This window comes from Flavobacterium sp. N2550 (assembly GCF_025947265.1).
GTDB lineage: Bacteria > Bacteroidota > Bacteroidia > Flavobacteriales > Flavobacteriaceae > Flavobacterium > Flavobacterium endophyticum.
Map to the genome: position 1 here is coordinate 1,888,516 of NZ_CP110007.1, position 13,985 is coordinate 1,902,500.

The 13,985-nt window shown below is 39.2% G+C and carries 14 protein-coding genes, 2 tRNA genes, 2 rRNA genes and 1 pseudogene (1 of these 19 running past the window's edge); 9 read left to right on the top strand and 10 right to left on the bottom strand.

All coding sequences use genetic code 11. The annotated features are described in order from the left end of the window. Nucleotides 1–10 precede the first annotated feature (10 nt). From OLM56_RS08320 to OLM56_RS08330, 3 genes are all read left to right on the top strand, one after another. Nucleotides 11–235 carry a hypothetical protein gene (locus OLM56_RS08320; protein ID WP_264528963.1) on the top strand — a complete coding sequence of 75 codons (225 nt, stop codon included), beginning with the start codon at nt 11–13 and terminating at the stop codon, nt 233–235. A gap of 668 nt (nt 236–903) precedes the next feature. Then, nucleotides 904–1,320: a helix-turn-helix domain-containing protein gene (locus tag OLM56_RS08325; RefSeq protein ID WP_264528964.1), complete on the top strand. Its 417-nt coding sequence runs from the start codon at nt 904–906 to the stop codon at nt 1,318–1,320. A 12-nt stretch (nt 1,321–1,332) separates the two neighbouring features. Further along, nucleotides 1,333–2,796 (top strand): hypothetical protein, encoded by a 1,464-nt coding sequence (locus OLM56_RS08330; protein ID WP_264528965.1) that lies wholly within the window; start codon nt 1,333–1,335, stop codon nt 2,794–2,796. 270 nt (nt 2,797–3,066) lie between these two features. Here the strand turns inward: OLM56_RS08330 and OLM56_RS08335 are convergent, their stop codons facing one another. The 3 genes from OLM56_RS08335 to OLM56_RS08345 all read right to left on the bottom strand — a co-directional run bounded on the left by OLM56_RS08335 (nt 3,067) and on the right by OLM56_RS08345 (nt 4,369). Continuing rightward, nucleotides 3,067–3,351, bottom strand: coding sequence for a hypothetical protein (locus OLM56_RS08335; protein ID WP_264528966.1), 285 nt, complete (start codon nt 3,349–3,351; stop codon nt 3,067–3,069). 111 nt (nt 3,352–3,462) lie between these two features. Continuing rightward, a complete protein-coding gene (locus OLM56_RS08340) occupies nt 3,463–3,783 on the bottom strand; it encodes a hypothetical protein (RefSeq protein ID WP_264528967.1) in 321 nt (106 codons plus the stop codon). Nucleotides 3,784–3,793: 10 nt separating this feature from the next. Next, complete coding sequence (locus OLM56_RS08345; protein WP_246336978.1) at nt 3,794–4,369, bottom strand: RNA polymerase sigma factor; 576 nt, start codon at nt 4,367–4,369, stop codon at nt 3,794–3,796. 142 nt (nt 4,370–4,511) lie between these two features. Between OLM56_RS08345 and OLM56_RS08350 the strand changes: the two genes are divergently transcribed. Both OLM56_RS08350 and OLM56_RS08355 read left to right on the top strand, forming a co-directional pair. Beyond that, nucleotides 4,512–4,925, top strand: a complete 414-nt coding sequence (locus tag OLM56_RS08350; RefSeq protein ID WP_264528968.1) for a helix-turn-helix domain-containing protein — start codon at nt 4,512–4,514, stop codon at nt 4,923–4,925. Nucleotides 4,926–5,000: 75 nt separating this feature from the next. After that, entirely contained in the window at nt 5,001–5,765 is a 765-nt protein-coding gene (locus OLM56_RS08355; protein ID WP_264528969.1) for an SDR family NAD(P)-dependent oxidoreductase, read from the top strand. Between the two features lie 53 nt (nt 5,766–5,818). On the opposite strand, the gene OLM56_RS08360 is transcribed toward OLM56_RS08355, so the two are convergent. From OLM56_RS08360 to thrS, 7 genes and pseudogenes are all read right to left on the bottom strand, one after another. After that, nucleotides 5,819–6,253, bottom strand: coding sequence for a carboxymuconolactone decarboxylase family protein (locus tag OLM56_RS08360; protein WP_264528970.1), 435 nt, complete (start codon nt 6,251–6,253; stop codon nt 5,819–5,821). A gap of 77 nt (nt 6,254–6,330) precedes the next feature. Beyond that, nucleotides 6,331–6,468 (bottom strand): hypothetical protein, encoded by a 138-nt coding sequence (locus OLM56_RS08365; protein ID WP_264528971.1) that lies wholly within the window; start codon nt 6,466–6,468, stop codon nt 6,331–6,333. A 144-nt stretch (nt 6,469–6,612) separates the two neighbouring features. Beyond that, a pseudogene (locus OLM56_RS08370) lies at nt 6,613–6,753 on the bottom strand (Crp/Fnr family transcriptional regulator); the annotation flags it as partial. Between the two features lie 233 nt (nt 6,754–6,986). Next, nucleotides 6,987–7,331, bottom strand: a complete 345-nt coding sequence (gene rplT / locus OLM56_RS08375; protein WP_121377491.1) for a 50S ribosomal protein L20 — start codon at nt 7,329–7,331, stop codon at nt 6,987–6,989. Between the two features lie 174 nt (nt 7,332–7,505). Further along, nucleotides 7,506–7,703, bottom strand: coding sequence for a 50S ribosomal protein L35 (gene rpmI / locus OLM56_RS08380; RefSeq protein WP_091398482.1), 198 nt, complete (start codon nt 7,701–7,703; stop codon nt 7,506–7,508). Between the two features lie 103 nt (nt 7,704–7,806). After that, a complete protein-coding gene (infC, locus tag OLM56_RS08385; protein ID WP_379730629.1) occupies nt 7,807–8,361 on the bottom strand; it encodes a translation initiation factor IF-3 in 555 nt (184 codons plus the stop codon). A gap of 17 nt (nt 8,362–8,378) precedes the next feature. Continuing rightward, nucleotides 8,379–10,325 carry a threonine--tRNA ligase gene (thrS, locus tag OLM56_RS08390; protein ID WP_264528972.1) on the bottom strand — a complete coding sequence of 649 codons (1,947 nt, stop codon included), beginning with the start codon at nt 10,323–10,325 and terminating at the stop codon, nt 8,379–8,381. Nucleotides 10,326–11,189: 864 nt separating this feature from the next. Between thrS and OLM56_RS08395 the strand changes: the two genes are divergently transcribed. The 4 genes from OLM56_RS08395 to OLM56_RS08410 all read left to right on the top strand — a co-directional run. Beyond that, a 16S ribosomal RNA gene (locus tag OLM56_RS08395) occupies nt 11,190–12,703 on the top strand. A 93-nt stretch (nt 12,704–12,796) separates the two neighbouring features. Then, nucleotides 12,797–12,870 (top strand) — tRNA-Ile (locus OLM56_RS08400). A 92-nt stretch (nt 12,871–12,962) separates the two neighbouring features. Next, nucleotides 12,963–13,036 (top strand) — tRNA-Ala (locus OLM56_RS08405). A 93-nt stretch (nt 13,037–13,129) separates the two neighbouring features. Further along, a 23S ribosomal RNA gene (locus OLM56_RS08410) occupies nt 13,130–13,985 on the top strand (it continues 2,026 nt past the right edge of the window). Together the 16S and 23S rRNA genes with 2 tRNA genes alongside form the textbook arrangement of a ribosomal RNA operon.

Consider the following 13,985-nt stretch of genomic DNA (forward strand, 5'->3'; position numbering starts at 1 on the left):
TAAAAAGCAAATGACAAAAAAGATTTTTGGTTACATTTCAATAGTATTATCAATATTTCTTGGACTGGCTGTATTAGGAAGCCTCCCTAAGAACTTGGCTGAAATAATAAAGCTATTTCATAGCGGTTTTGAAGCTTTCCAACTTGGTTCAGTTATAGGAGGAATGTTTGTAACAGGACTATTTATTCTGCTTGTAGTGTTTCTATGGAAGTGGGGAATGAAGGCGGTTAAATAAAATCTTTATAGAAATAAAAAGCTAGGTAGAAGAGATTGCGTTGATACTATATAACATCTGATAAGTTCTATATAGAAAAAATGTTTCTCTGTATAACATCTAGCAAATTCTTCTAACATTTCACAGATACTAACAGAAAAGAGTTATTGTAGTATAACATTGAGTAAATTCTTCTAGCATTTCACAGATACTGACAGAAAAGAGTTATTGTAGTACAGCATTAAGTAGAATCTTATAGCATTTCATAGATGCTGACAGAATCTACCAAATGCAGTACAGCATTCTTCAGATACCAACAGATAAATATTTTTCCAAACAGCATATAGCGAATTCCATATAGCAATTTACAAATGCAGGTAGTAATAAATAGTTTCAAACTGCATAAGACAGATTCCGTATAGCATTTTGCAGGTGCTAACAGAAAAAGGTGTTTTTCTGTTAGCAACGGATAAATTCTGTCAGCATAAAGTTATTGCAATACAGAACCGATTAGATTCCTTTGTAAGTTTTGAGTTTTTATCTCAATGTCTTGTTACTGCTAGCGTAACGTTTGTTGCCGAGAAAATAAAAAGCATATTTTATCCCAGTAAAAGAATACATCAGAAACACAATTTGTTTATATTTATCCGAACTTTATATCGGTTACTAACATTTTATACATTACGATTATGATACACGACGACATGCCACACAAAAAAATCCACCAAGGCCGAAACATCAAGCGCTTTCGCGAAATGCTAGGCATCAAACAAGAAGCATTGGCTTTTGAACTGGGCGAGGACTGGAACCAAAAGAAAATTTCGTTGCTAGAACAAAAAGAAACCGTAGAAAAAGACATACTAGCTCAAGTGGCTAAAATATTAAAAGTACCTACGGAAGCTATTGAAAACTTTGATGAGGAAAATGCAATCAGTGTCATAGCCAATACTTTTACGGACAGTTTCAATAACAGTACTAACGCTTTTGCATACAATAATAATTGTACTTTCAACCCACTTGATAAAATGGTAGAGCTTTACGAACGTATGTTACAGCAGCAAAAGGAAATGATTGATAAATTAGAAAAACTAATTCAAGGAAAATAAACAAACAAATAAATGAGAAAAATATTTTTTATCTTTTTCGCAGGCTTGACTTTTCAAGTAAACGCACAAAACTTATTTTCTGTAAAACTAGACAACTGTAAGACTGAAAAGTTTTGCCTTGACTGTGGTGACACGAAAGCTGGTTATGACGAACAAGAGTTTGCAAAATTGGAAGACAAACTAAATAAAGAATTAAAATTACAAGGAATTAAAGGTGCTGCAAAATTTCAAGTACTTGTTGATTCGAAAGGTAGGGCTTGTGTTTTGAGTCATACAGATCAATCCAAAAACTCAATTTCTTCAAAAATTATTGAAGAACTTAATAAATTTAAAAAATGGACGCCCGCAATAACCGCTGGAAAAAAGGAGGAAAAATCATCAATTAATTTAATTTTTACAGTTAATGAAAATAAAATTATTGGAAAGATTGAACGAGTTGATATGACATCTTTTAAAAAATCATTTGACCAGCCTAAAAGTCCCGAAATATTTAATAAGACCTATGATTATAAAAACCAGAATTTAAAAAATTACAAAATAACGGTTTGGAATTCGAGAAACTCAAATCTTCCGGATAATATGAATGACGATATCGCCATAGATAAAAACGGATTGATATGGTTAACTTTAGATGAAGGGCTTGTGACTTTTGATGGTAAAAATTTTAAAAATGCGGAACAAAATATAACAGACAAAGGGAATTCCTTTTCTTATTATGCAATTGCATCAGATAATGATAATGTGAAATGGGTTTACGGGAAAAAAAACATTTATAGTTTTGACAATTCAAAATGGACTATGTATGACCCAAAAGAAATTGGAATTGACGGGGCTTATAAAATTATAAATAATTCCAAAACGAGCGAAGTATTTTTCTGTTCAGATGAAGGATTGACAATCTACAAGAACGGAAAATGGTCAAATATTAATAAAGATAAGATTAAAGAATTTCCGTCAAACAGAGTGACTTTTGCCAAAAGAGATTCAAAAAACAGAATTTGGATTGGTACTTTTAGTGGAACTGTAATGATTGATGAAAACGGAAAAGCAACCAATTTTGAAACTACTAAAACAGTTTTAAAAGGCAAGTGTATTACTTCAATGGATGAAGATGAAAACGGCAATCTTTATTTTTCGCTTTTTGAATTTGATGGAAAGGAAAAAGGAAAAGTGAATAACGATGAAGGTATTGCTGTGAGAGATTCTGATGGAACTTTCAAACAGTTTACTACTGAAAATTCAGGGATGCCATTCAATCATACCAACTGTGTTGTTTATGACAAAAACGAAAAAGTTCTTTGGATTTCAACAGATAGAGCCGGATTAGTACGATATGATCTTAAAGACGGATGGGAAAATTATCATAATGAAAATTCCGAAATTCCAACTTCTTACATTTCTACAATGACTCTTGACGAAAATGGGAATTTATATTTAGCAACAAGACAAGGATTAGTAAAAATTGAAAGAAAATAAAATACAGCCACTAACAAGAGTTTTGTAGGGTAAAACCGGAAAGTTTAACGGTAATTATACAAAAAAGCATCCCATAATAGGATGCTTTTTTGATTGATGCGTACGTTAATGCTCGCTTTTTGATTGATGATTGTTGTTGCAATCTTCCCTATGGCAGCAATGCCGGTTTTGAAATTTTTCGGGAACAAAAGCTTTTAGGCTGGCAAAAGTCAGTATTGCGATGGCTAAAGCGAGTAAAAATTTTGGTTTTCTTCTCATGCTGTGTTTTAATTAAAGTTGTTCTGTTGTTTTATTTCGGTTTCTGCAACCTCTATTTTCAAACCTTTTCTTGAAAGAATCGTATTCTTCGTCATTCATGTTTCTAATCTTATCGACAAAAGCAAAACGATGGCCGCCAAATCTTTGGTCTCCAAAAGCGCGTCTGTCAAAACGTCTTCGGCTTAAAAGCATTATAATTCCTCCGATAATTAGAAAGGTAATGACTAACTGAAAAGCAAAAAATGCCAAGGCTCCGATTAGTATTCCGATTGCGATTGATCTTAAAATTGATTTCATCTTTTTAATTTTGATTGTTATTTAGTAAGGAAGACGCTGCTGATGGATTTTTACTTTAAATACATTCAAAAAAAAAACCACCAGCTAAAACTGATGGCTTGTGTTGAGATATTATCTTTTGAACCGTTCTTTCCATTCGTTCCTAAAGTTGATTCGTTCTTCTCTCGACATGTTCATGAATTTTTCTCTAAATCTCGGATGGGCAAACGGCCCTCGATGATTCCTTGGTCTGCATTTAAAACCGCCAAAAAGTATTCGTGACAAGAGTAAAAGTCCGAGTGCTTGCCAATAGGTGAGGGCAGAAACGGCCGCGATATCCGGAAGAATGGCATTCCATAAAAACATCACTACGGCGCCCAAAGCAAATAATCCGGCAATTATGAATAAAAAGAAAGGTTTTCTTCTTCGGTATCTTCTGTCTGATCGTTCCATTTTTATAGTTTTAATAATTTAATTCTTGATATAAATAGTTGAGTTTCTTTCTTAGGTATTTGACAGCATAGCCTTTTCGGCTAATGATGGTCTTAATGTTTTCGTTGGTTTGGTCTGCAATTTCCTGCAGCGTGAGGTCTTCAATTTCATTGAGTATAAAAACTTGTTTTTGGTTTTCGGGCAGCTCGTCTAACGCTTTGAGCAGTTCTGACCAAAAGAGTTCTTTAAAAAGGGCGAGGTCTGGATTTTCGGAATCGTCTAAAAGCAGGATTTCTTTAAACGAAAATTCGCCTTCGTCGTTCTCATAAGAATAATTCTCCAGCGCTTCGGGTTTCTTTTTTCGATATAAATCTGTGATTTTGTTTTTGGCAACTTGAAACAGCCAGCCGCTCATGCTTTCGATATCGTCGATGTTTGAAAAATTGCTAAGCTGATACCATACTTCCTGCAGCACGTCTTCGGCATCTTCGGAACTGTTTACCTTTCCGCGAACGAAAGAGGTCAGTCCTTTTCCGAACTTACTGACGGTGCTAGAAATCGTATTTTTAGGTTTTTCCTCCATAGTTAGGCTGGTCTCCGCTTTCATGATAAGGAAGACGAACAGGAGATAAAATTACTTTAAAATACTTTGCGTTTTTTTAAATCGAGATATTTTGGCGATTTCTTAGGTTTCATTTTAAACAGGATTGTTTGGAATTCCGTAAATTTGAATACACAAATGAAGCACGATGGCTGTAATTCCGAAAAAAATATTGGCAAGGCAAAACGAGATTACTGCCGATTTCTTAAAAGAAATCGACAAGCATCTGCTGGATATTCTAGAAGGAAGGGCTACAGAAATGTTTGAAATTCGAGATCTTGCCGCACAATTGTTTATCCATCCCACACATCTTAGCAATACCATAAAGCTGGTTACCGGAAAAGCACCTTGCTTTTTCTTTGAAGAAAAGATCATGGTTATTGCCAAATCGATGCTTGAAGAAAACAAACTTTCGATTGGGCAGATTGCCACGCTACTTACGTTTGATCCTTCTAATTTTACAAAATTCTTTAAACGCTTTGCCGGACTTACTCCTAAACAATACCGAGAGCAAATGATGGAAGAAAAGTTTTCTTTAAAAACGGAAGCTGTCACCATTTAATCTGAAACAGTCACCATATTTTTAAAGTGCCTTCGCGCTAACTTTGTACCATCAAAACAATTAAAATTTAGAAAAATGGACAAAACAAATAAGATAGCAGTTATAACAGGCGCCAATAGAGGATTGGGAAGAAACATGGCTTTGGAACTTGCGAAATCAGGAAATGATGTCGTGGTGGTGTATCGAAACAATAAAGACGAGGCAGAAGCTGTCGTAAAAGAGATAGAAGCTATCGGAACTAAAGCGGTTTCGCTGCAGTTGGATGTAGCCAATACAAAATCGTTTGCTGATTTTTACGAACGACTTTCCGCAGCATTAGCAGCCAACTGGAACCGTACTACTTTTGATTTTCTAGTGAATAATGCCGGAATTGATGCCCACTCTTTGTTTGCCGATACTACAGAAGAGGATTTTGACAACCTGATGAATGTGCATTTTAAAGGCGTTTATTTCCTTACGCAAAAAGGATTGCCTTTTATTGCCGACAACGGCAGGATTGTAAACGTTTCTACCGGATTGACACGATTTGCTACGCCAGGTTATGCAGCGTATGCTTCGATGAAAGGCGCTATTGAGGTTTTTACAAAATACCTTGCGAAAGAATTAGGCAATAGAAAGATTACCGCCAATATGGTAGCGCCTGGAATTATCGAAACCGATTTTACAAAAAGGGCCTTTGAATCGCATCCAGGCTTGAACGAATACATGTCGTCAATAACTTCTTTAGGAAGGGTAGGGCAGCCAACCGACATCGGCGGTATTGTTGCTTTTCTTTGTTCTGAAAAAGCGGGATGGATTACGGCGCAACGAATAGAAGCTTCTGGCGGAATGTTCTTGTAATATAGTATTCTAAATAAAAAAAGCCTGACGATATTGTCAGGCTTTTTTTATTTTTAGTCTAGCGGCATTTCTGTAGAAATGGCTATGCGGTTCCAGGCATTGATGGTTGTGATCATCATGATGATGGCCGCGAGGTATTCTTCGTCAAACAATCTTCGGGCGTTGTCGTAAGTTTCTTTTGACACGTGATTTTGAATCCATGTAACCTCTTCTGTCAGTGCAAGAATGGCTTGTTCTTCTTCGGTATAAAGTTTTGTTTCTCTCCAAGCGTTCAACAGATAGATTCTTTGTTCTGTTTCGCCTAGTTTGCGGGCATCTCTCGTGTGCATGTTGATACAGTAGGCACAGCCATTAATTTGCGAAGCGCGGATTTTGATAAGTTCTTTATGGGTTGGAGTTAAAGAAGTAGAAGCAATGAATTTTTCTAATGCCATCATGGCTTTATACGCTTCTGGAGTTGTTTTCAGGATGTTTACTCTGGTTTCCATTTTGACGTGTTTTAAAGTTCATGACAAAGTTCTGCAACCTCAGTCGTAAAAAACTTAAACTACTTTAAGAAATGAAATCAGGCTTTTCCGGCTCGAATCTTGCTCATGAATTCGGGCGTAAAGTCAAGGTAGGTGGCAAGCATATATTGTGGCACGCGCTGTACAAATTCTGGGAAATTCTTGTTGAAATGATGGTAGCTTTCTTCGGCGGTCATTGTAAAAAGATATTTAATACGCATCTGTGCGGCGCCTAATGATTTATGAAATGTTAGCCTGAAATACTTTTCGAGCTTGGGAAGTTGGGAAAGCAATTCGTCTAATGAATTTTTGTCTATCGAAATAACCTCTGAGTTTTCTACAGCCTGTATAAAATAGTTGGAAGGAGTTTGGCCCAGAAAACCCAGATAGTCGGCAATCCACCAGTTTTCGATTCCGAATTGGAGTGTCTGTTCATTTCCTTTGGTGTTAAGGATGTAGATGCGCAGGCAACCTTTCAGGATATAATATTGCTTGTGGACGGTTTGTCCTTCTTCGACTAAATGTTTTTTCTTTTTTACTGTTTCATATTCGAAATAGGAGAGACGATTGCTGCTTCCGAATCATCCAGATTAATAGTCTTCCTGATATGTGTAATTAGCCGATCCATAAAACAAATATAATACATAACAAAAAAACCACCTCTTTCGAGATGGTTTTCTTTATGGTAAGTAAGACAAATAGATTTATAAAACGTTTATTTTACTTTATTAAGTATTGCTTTGAAAGCTTCTGGGTGGTTCATCGCTAAATCTGCAAGAACTTTTCTGTTCAATTCGATTCCGTTAGCTTTTACTTTCCCCATGAATTGAGAATAAGACATTCCTTCCAATCTAGCTCCAGCGTTGATACGTTGAATCCATAATGCACGGAAATTTCTTTTGTTCTGCTTTCTATCGCGGTAAGCATAAACCATGGCTTTCTCCACCGCGTTTTTAGCAACTGTCCAAACGTTTTTACGTCTACCAAAGAAACCTTTGGCTTGCTTCATTATCTTTTTTCTTCTTGCTCTTTTAGCAACTGAATTTACTGATCTTGGCATAATTTTAATGTGTTTTTGTAGCAGGCGTCCTGAATTTAATCAAAGGAACTTAAAGCCATACTCCAAGGTTATTTAAATGTTTTTTAACCTAAAGATTATCGATAGTCTAATGTGGTAAAGTCTAAAGTAAAAAGTCAGGGACTTTCGACTTTAAGACTTTCTAACTTTTAACTATTAGATAATTCTTAATTGTTGTTTGATGCTTTTCTCATCAGTCTTGTGAACAAGAGTTGAGTGAGTTAAAGCCAATTTACGCTTTTTAGACTTTTTAGTCAAGATATGACTTTTAAAAGCGTGCTTTCTTTTAATCTTTCCAGAACCAGTAACTTTAAAACGTTTCTTGGCGCTAGATTTGGTTTTCATTTTAGGCATCTTTTCCTAGTGTATTTAATTTGTCTTACTTACTATTTTTGCTTTAAGCTATATGCTTTACGCTTTAGGCTTACTGCCTATTGCTTGGTGCGTATTGCCTAAATTATTTCTTCTTCTTCGGAGCAATGAACATAATCATTCTCTTTCCTTCTAACACAGGCAAAGCCTCAACTTTCCCGTATTCCTCTAAATCCTGAGCCAAACGCAATAAAAGAATTTGTCCTTGATCTTTATAGATAATCGAACGGCCTTTGAAGAAAACAAAAGCTTTCAGCTTAGAACCTTCTTTTAGGAACTTCTCTGCATTCTTTCTTTTGAATTCATAATCGTGCTCATCCGTTTGCGGACCAAAACGAATCTCTTTTACTGTAATTTGAGTAGATTTTGCTTTCAATTCCTTTTCACGCTTTTTCTGCATGTAAAGGAATTTTTTATAATCCATGATTTTACAAACTGGAGGTTCGGCATTTGGAGAAATCTCGACCAAGTCAAGTTCCTGCTCTTCTGCCATCCTTAAAGCTTCTGATGTCTTGTAGACTTTCGGCTCAACGTTATCTCCAACAAGGCGCACTTCTGGAACACGAATCAAATTGTTAATCCTGTGTGCGTCTTTTTTTTCTACTCGAGGCTGGTAACCTCTGTTGTTTCTTATTGCTATGGCTCTAAAATTTTAAGTTAAACTGTAAATGTTTTTAATGTCTTTTTTATTTCTTCATTGACAATAGAAGCAAATTCTTCAATTGTAACGCTGATATTTCCTTTTCCTTCTTGACCGTGACGACGTACAGAAATGGTTCCGTTTTTCTCCTCTTCCTCGCCGACAATCAGCATAAACGGGTATTTTTGAACTTCAGCTTCTCTGATTTTTTTACCAATCGTTTCGTTTCTGTTGTCAATTAGGGCGCGAATTTCGTGATTTTCTAGCAAATCTAAAACTTTTTTGGCATAATTTTCATATTTCTCGCTCAAAGACAATATAATAGCCTGTTCTGGCATCAGCCAAATTGGGAAATTTCCTGCTGTGTGTTCTAATAAGATAGCTATAAATCGTTCCATCGATCCAAAAGGCGCTCTGTGGATCATTACCGGACGGTGCAATTCGTTGTCTGAACCCTTGTAAGTCAGGTCGAAACGTTCTGGCAAGTTGTAATCAACTTGGATAGTTCCTAATTGCCACTGTCTTCCCAAGGCATCTTTTACCATAAAGTCAAGCTTCGGTCCGTAGAAAGCAGCTTCGCCATATTCAACAACCGTATTCAGGCCTTTGTCTTTTGCGGCATTAATAATCGCATTTTCTGCTTTCTCCCAGTTTTCGTCAGAACCGATATATTTCTCTCTGTTCTCTTGATCTCTTAAAGAAATCTGAGCCGTAAAGTTTTCAAATCCTAAAGAACCGAATACATATAATACAAGGTCGATTACTTTTTTGAATTCTTCGTCCAATTGTTCTGGAGTACAGAAAATATGCGCATCATCCTGAGTAAATCCACGAACTCGAGTCAAGCCATGAAGCTCTCCTGATTGCTCATACCTATATACGGTACCAAATTCAGCATAACGCTTTGGCAGATCTTTATACGACCAAGGTCTTACGTTGAAAATCTCACAGTGGTGAGGACAGTTCATTGGTTTCAATAAAAATTCTTCACCTTCAGCTGGCGTATGAATTGGCTGGAAACTATCTGCACCATACTTTTCGTAATGTCCAGAAGTCACATACAATTCTTTTTGCCCGATATGCGGCGTTACTACTTGTTCGTAGCCTGCTTTCTTCTGTGCTTTTTTCAAGAACTGCTCTAGTCGGTCTCTCAAGGCGGCACCTTTTGGCAGCCACAACGGAAGGCCTTGTCCCACTTTTTGTGAGAAAGCGAACAATTCAAGCTCTTTTCCTAGTTTTCTATGGTCGCGTCTTTTGGCTTCTTCTAGCAATTCAAGATAATCCGTCAAGTCTTTCTGCTTAGGGAAAGAGATTCCGTAAACACGGGTCAGCTGCTTGTTCTTTTCATCACCTCTCCAGTAAGCACCAGCAACGCTCATGATTTTCATGGCCTTGATGATTCCTGTGTTCGGAATGTGTCCACCGCGGCATAAATCAAAAAAGTTAGCATGGTCACAAAACGTAATGGTTCCATCTTCAAGATTAGAGATCAATTCTGTTTTGTATTCGTTATCCTTATATATATCCAAAGCTTCCGCTTTAGAAACTGGACGCATTTTAAACTCATATTTTCCTCTTGAAATATCTAAAACGCGATCTTCAATTCTTTTGAAGTCGGCTTCAGTGATTTTCTGATCGCCAAAATCTACATCATAATAGAATCCATTATCAATCGCTGGTCCTAAAGTCAGTTTGATTCCAGGAAACAATTCTTCCAAAGCTTGTGCCATGACGTGAGAAGTGGAGTGCCAAAAAGCTTTTTTGCCATCTTTGTCATTCCATGTATATAATATGAGTGACCCGTCGGTCGTCAGTTCGGTTGCGGTTTCCACAGTAGTTCCATTGAAAGAAGCAGAAATAACATTTCTTGCCAATCCTTCACTAATGCTTTTTGCGACATACATCGGAGTTGTGCCTTGCGCAAACTCTTTAACTGACCCATCGGGTAACGTAATCTTTATCATCGTATAAAATTTATGACCGCAAATATAGAAGTTTCTCAAAACACATACAATATATATGTATACTATAAATTCATAATACCTTTATATATATAAGCATAAAGCTTTTTCTGCTACTAAAATCACTTAGCATTTCATAATCTGGTTGTTTTTAAGGGATAGTAAGAGGGCGTGTTATGATGTAATAGCAGGATTTGTAAAGCTTGTATTTGTTGCAAGGTCTGTCAATCTTAAAAAGGTTGAAAAAATTTTTTGAATCAAGAATCTGCTTTCCAGTAAGTTAAGTTTTAATTTAAGAAAACATCAAAAAAAAGTTATCAAAAAGCTTGCGAAAGCAGAAAAAGGTGCTACTTTTGCACCCGCATTGAAAGCGAAGTTCATAAGTAAATACTGACAGAAAGTAAGTTTAAAAAGAAAATAAAATTTCTAAAGATAAATTTGCAGAAAAGAAAAAAAGATTTTACTTTTGCACCCGCAATTACAGCGAAGTTCTTTTGAAATATTGATGATGGGAATTGAGAAAATAAATTTAAAAAATATTTTCAAAAAAGCTTGTCAGAAATAAAAAAGGATTTTATCTTTGCGCCCCGCAACAGTGAGGATTCATTGAAATATTGAGTAAGGATTTTAAAAGTAAAAAAGAAATTAAATTTCTAAAAAAAACTTTTCAAAAGACTTGCGAGATAATAAAATAATCGTACTTTTGCACCCGCTTCGAGAGAGGCGAAAGAATAGAAGAACACGTTCATAGACATATTGGATTGACAGCAGTTTCGGCAGCGATGCCGGAGCTAAAAAAGAGAGAGCGGCGCGGTCTTTAGATAAGACCCGCAACAAAGCTGAGATTCGTCGAAATTATTAAAATATACGATGAAGAGTTTGATCCTGGCTCAGGATGAACGCTAGCGGCAGGCCTAACACATGCAAGTCGAGGGGTAGATGTCTTCGGATATCGAGACCGGCGCACGGGTGCGTAACGCGTATGCAACCTGCCTTCCACAAAGGGATAGCCCAGAGAAATTTGGATTAATACCTTATAGTATATCGACCCGGCATCGGGATGGTATTAAAGATTTATCGGTGGAAGATGGGCATGCGTCCCATTAGCTTGTTGGTAAGGTAACGGCTTACCAAGGCAATGATGGGTAGGGGTCCTGAGAGGGAGATCCCCCACACTGGTACTGAGACACGGACCAGACTCCTACGGGAGGCAGCAGTGAGGAATATTGGACAATGGGCGCAAGCCTGATCCAGCCATGCCGCGTGCAGGATGACGGTCCTATGGATTGTAAACTGCTTTTATACGGGAAGAAACCCTGGCTCGTGAGCCAGACTGACGGTACCGTGGGAATAAGGATCGGCTAACTCCGTGCCAGCAGCCGCGGTAATACGGAGGATCCAAGCGTTATCCGGAATCATTGGGTTTAAAGGGTCCGTAGGCGGCCCCGTAAGTCAGTGGTGAAATCTCCCGGCTCAACCGGGAAATTGCCATTGATACTGCAGGGCTTGAATTATTGGGAAGTAACTAGAATATGTAGTGTAGCGGTGAAATGCTTAGATATTACATGGAATACCGATTGCGAAGGCAGGTTACTATCAATACATTGACGCTGATGGACGAAAGCGTGGGTAGCGAACAGGATTAGATACCCTGGTAGTCCACGCCGTAAACGATGGATACTAGCTGTTCGGGGCAACCTGAGTGGCTAAGCGAAAGTGATAAGTATCCCACCTGGGGAGTACGTTCGCAAGAATGAAACTCAAAGGAATTGACGGGGGCCCGCACAAGCGGTGGAGCATGTGGTTTAATTCGATGATACGCGAGGAACCTTACCAGGGCTTAAATGTGGCCTGACAGGACCGGAAACGGTTTTTCCTTCGGGCAGGTCACAAGGTGCTGCATGGTTGTCGTCAGCTCGTGCCGTGAGGTGTCAGGTTAAGTCCTATAACGAGCGCAACCCCTGTCGTTAGTTGCCAGCGAGTCATGTCGGGAACTCTAACGAGACTGCCAGTGCAAACTGAGAGGAAGGTGGGGATGACGTCAAATCATCACGGCCCTTACGCCCTGGGCTACACACGTGCTACAATGGACGGTACAGAGAGCAGCCACTGGGCGACCAGGAGCGAATCTACAAAACCGTTCACAGTTCGGATCGGAGTCTGCAACTCGACTCCGTGAAGCTGGAATCGCTAGTAATCGGATATCAGCCATGATCCGGTGAATACGTTCCCGGGCCTTGTACACACCGCCCGTCAAGCCATGGAAGCTGGGGGTGCCTGAAGTCGGTGACCGCAAGGAGCTGCCTAGGGTAAAACCGGTAACTGGGGCTAAGTCGTAACAAGGTAGCCGTACCGGAAGGTGCGGCTGGAACACCTCCTTTCTAGAGAAAGACGCAAATCTCGCTGCGGGGGCCATCATGGTCCGCCTGCTCTCGCTGTTGGTTCAAAAATATTAAAGAAAAGCAATAAAACAGAGTCTCGTAGCTCAGCTGGTTAGAGTACTACACTGATAATGTAGGGGTCGGCAGTTCGAGTCTGCCCGGGACTACTTTTTTAAGGCTTTGATAGGAAATTTTAGAAGTATGAGTACGAATTACGCATTAATTCAAGATTCAACATTCATAATTTAAGATTAGAGATGGGGGATTAGCTCAGCTGGCTAGAGCGCCTGCCTTGCACGCAGGAGGTCATCGGTTCGACTCCGATATTCTCCACTTTTCCGGAAGGAAAAAAGTTCATTGACATATTGGGATAAGAAAACATTTAAAAAGTAGAAAGCATTCTTCTGATTTATCAGAAGAGAAAGCGCAATAAGCAAAATAAGGGCGCATGGGGGATGCCTAGGCTCTCAGAGGCGAAGAAGGACGTGATAAGCTGCGAAAAGCTGCGGGGACGGGCACACACCGATCGATCCGCAGGTATCCGAATGGGGCAACCCACTATGCTGAAGGCATAGTACTCCGATAGGAGGGCGAACCCGCTGAACTGAAACATCTAAGTAGGCGGAGGAGAAGAAAACAAAAGTGATTCCGTAAGTAGTGGCGAGCGAACGCGGATTAGCCCAAACCAGGCATGTTACGGCATACCTGGGGTTGTAGGACCGCGACATTTTATGCAAGAAGAACCGGAAGCGACTGGAAAGTCGCGCCATAGAGGGTGACAGCCCCGTACGGGCAATGATTGTAATAGATAGCGGTATCCTGAGTAGGGCGGGGCACGTGAAACCCTGTCTGAATCCGGCGGGACCATCCGCCAAGGCTAAATACTCCTGAGAGACCGATAGTGAACCAGTACCGTGAGGGAAAGGTGAAAAGAACCGTGAATAACGGAGTGAAACAGATCCTGAAACCATGCGCCTACAAGCGGTCGGAGCCCTTTAGTGGGGTGACGGCGTGCCTTTTGCATAATGAGCCTACGAGTTAACGTTGCCGGCAAGGATAAGTGGTTCAGCCACGGATCCGTAGCGAAAGCGAGTCTGAATAGGGCGCCATAGTCGGCAGTGTTAGACGCGAAACCGTGTGATCTACCCATGGGCAGGATGAAGCTGTGGTAACACACAGTGGAGGTCCGAACCGGTTGTCGTTGAAAAGACTTCGGATGACCTGTGGGTAGGGGTGAAAGGCCAATCAAACTCGGAAATAGCTCGTACTCCCCGAAATGCAT

Bases quoted from the DNA above. Each gene is read 5' to 3' on its own strand.
- OLM56_RS08320 (WP_264528963.1), top strand. From the start codon at position 11: ATGACAAAAAAGATTTTTGGTTACATTTCAATAGTATTATCAATATTT.
- OLM56_RS08325 (WP_264528964.1), top strand. From the start codon at position 904: ATGATACACGACGACATGCCACACAAAAAAATCCACCAAGGCCGAAAC.
- OLM56_RS08330 (WP_264528965.1), top strand. From the start codon at position 1,333: ATGAGAAAAATATTTTTTATCTTTTTCGCAGGCTTGACTTTTCAAGTA.
- OLM56_RS08335 (WP_264528966.1), bottom strand. From the start codon at position 3,351: ATGAAATCAATTTTAAGATCAATCGCAATCGGAATACTAATCGGAGCC.
- OLM56_RS08340 (WP_264528967.1), bottom strand. From the start codon at position 3,783: ATGGAACGATCAGACAGAAGATACCGAAGAAGAAAACCTTTCTTTTTA.
- OLM56_RS08345 (WP_246336978.1), bottom strand. From the start codon at position 4,369: ATGAAAGCGGAGACCAGCCTAACTATGGAGGAAAAACCTAAAAATACG.
- OLM56_RS08350 (WP_264528968.1), top strand. From the start codon at position 4,512: ATGGCTGTAATTCCGAAAAAAATATTGGCAAGGCAAAACGAGATTACT.
- OLM56_RS08355 (WP_264528969.1), top strand. From the start codon at position 5,001: ATGGACAAAACAAATAAGATAGCAGTTATAACAGGCGCCAATAGAGGA.
- OLM56_RS08360 (WP_264528970.1), bottom strand. From the start codon at position 6,253: ATGGAAACCAGAGTAAACATCCTGAAAACAACTCCAGAAGCGTATAAA.
- OLM56_RS08365 (WP_264528971.1), bottom strand. From the start codon at position 6,468: ATGACCGCCGAAGAAAGCTACCATCATTTCAACAAGAATTTCCCAGAA.
- rplT (WP_121377491.1), bottom strand. From the start codon at position 7,331: ATGCCAAGATCAGTAAATTCAGTTGCTAAAAGAGCAAGAAGAAAAAAG.
- rpmI (WP_091398482.1), bottom strand. From the start codon at position 7,703: ATGCCTAAAATGAAAACCAAATCTAGCGCCAAGAAACGTTTTAAAGTT.
- thrS (WP_264528972.1), bottom strand. From the start codon at position 10,325: ATGATAAAGATTACGTTACCCGATGGGTCAGTTAAAGAGTTTGCGCAA.